This is a genomic window from Caballeronia sp. BR00000012568055 (genome assembly GCF_029439455.1).
In the GTDB taxonomy this organism is placed as follows: domain Bacteria; phylum Pseudomonadota; class Gammaproteobacteria; order Burkholderiales; family Burkholderiaceae; genus Caballeronia.
This window is the reverse complement of the sequence record NZ_JAQFVG010000146.1, coordinates 1-1,177: the sequence shown is the minus strand read 5'-3', so window position 1 is coordinate 1,177 and position 1,177 is coordinate 1. Positions and strand designations below refer to the sequence as shown.

The following is a 1,177-nucleotide window of genomic DNA, read 5'->3' as shown; positions in this document are numbered from 1 at the left end:
GAACGAGTCTTGCGAAAACTTGCGTCAAACACGAAAAGATCGCGCGAAAAAGGGTTGACAGCGTTCTAAGGCTTCTACATAATCTCGTTTCTCTGATGCGCGACGCCTGACAGCAACACGACGGCGAAGCAAAAACAGAGGAAGTAGCAAGCAGGAAAACGCGGGAGTAGCTCAGTTGGTAGAGCGCAACCTTGCCAAGGTTGAGGTCGCGAGTTCGAGACTCGTCTCCCGCTCCAGTCAAAGGGGAAGCACAGCTTCCCTTTTTGTTTGGTGGATTGGTCGGCTTCGTTAAAGCGATCGACACCAACATCCGCTTGTGGCGCGGTAGCAAAGCGGTTATGCAGCGGCCTGCAAAGCCGTTTAGACCGGTTCGACTCCGGTCCGCGCCTCCACTTTAAAAGCCCTGATCCGTCAGGGCTTTTTCTTTTCCCGCGTCGGCTTTTCGTAGGCGGCGCGCGGCATAATTTCGTGTCTTTGTATTGCGCATGCCGCTATCCCGATTCCCATGACCGACCGACTCTCCGACCTTGAATGGCGCTGGAAGCGCTTCGACGATCTCACCAGCACCGAGGTGTACGACATGCTCGCCGCTCGCAGTGCAGTGTTCGTGGTCGAGCAGAATTGCGTGTATGGCGATATCGACGGGCTCGATCTCGATGCGTGGCATCTGTTCGCTTATGCGCCCGGTGAAACGCGTCCTGCGCTTGCGGGTTATCTGCGTGTGTTGCTGCCTGGCTTTCCGCAAGAGCAAGAGAAGGACGTGCGCATTGGCCGCGTGCTGACGACGGCGAAGTTTCGCGGCTTCAAGCTCGGCAACGCCATGCTCGAACGCGCGCTCGAACATATCCTCGCACAATGGCCGGACGAGCCGGTGAGCCTGCACGCGCAGGCGCATCTGCAAAACTTTTATGGCGCGTTCGGCTTTATGCCTTCGTCCGGTATTCACGATGAAGACGGCATTCCGCACGTGTGGATGCGTCGCCCGGGCTTTCCTTCATGATGCTGCGCGCTTCGTGCTGCTGATGCGCCCACGCGGAGCACGTCGTTCGTGACGCAGGCGCGAGCGCGCCGATAATCGCAGCCAGTGACGCAGCGCGATCAACGCGCCGATCACGCTCATCATCGAGCCGGGAATCCAGAGCAGAAGGCCGCCGATCTGCTGATCGCGCATCGGCGT

General features: G+C 58.5%; 2 protein-coding genes and 2 tRNA genes. 3 read left to right on the top strand and 1 reads right to left on the bottom strand.

Annotation, left to right across the window (positions count from 1 at the left end):
- Positions 1 to 160 precede the first annotated feature (160 nt).
- The 3 genes from P7F28_RS08055 (at position 161) to P7F28_RS08045 (ending at position 1,000) form a co-directional block, all read left to right on the top strand.
- Positions 161 to 236 (top strand) — tRNA-Gly (locus P7F28_RS08055).
- Between the two features lie 82 nt (positions 237 to 318).
- A tRNA-Cys gene (locus P7F28_RS08050) sits at positions 319 to 392 on the top strand.
- A 113-nt stretch (positions 393 to 505) separates the two neighbouring features.
- On the top strand, positions 506 to 1,000 hold the full coding sequence (locus tag P7F28_RS08045; RefSeq protein WP_277183904.1) for a GNAT family N-acetyltransferase: 495 nt from the start codon (positions 506 to 508) through the stop codon (positions 998 to 1,000).
- Here the strand turns inward: P7F28_RS08045 and P7F28_RS08040 are convergent.
- Positions 995 to 1,177 (bottom strand): cytochrome c oxidase assembly protein (locus P7F28_RS08040; RefSeq protein ID WP_277183905.1); only part of this gene is annotated, 183 nt, incomplete at its 5' end. The two genes, P7F28_RS08045 and P7F28_RS08040, sit on opposite strands and share 6 nt — an antisense overlap.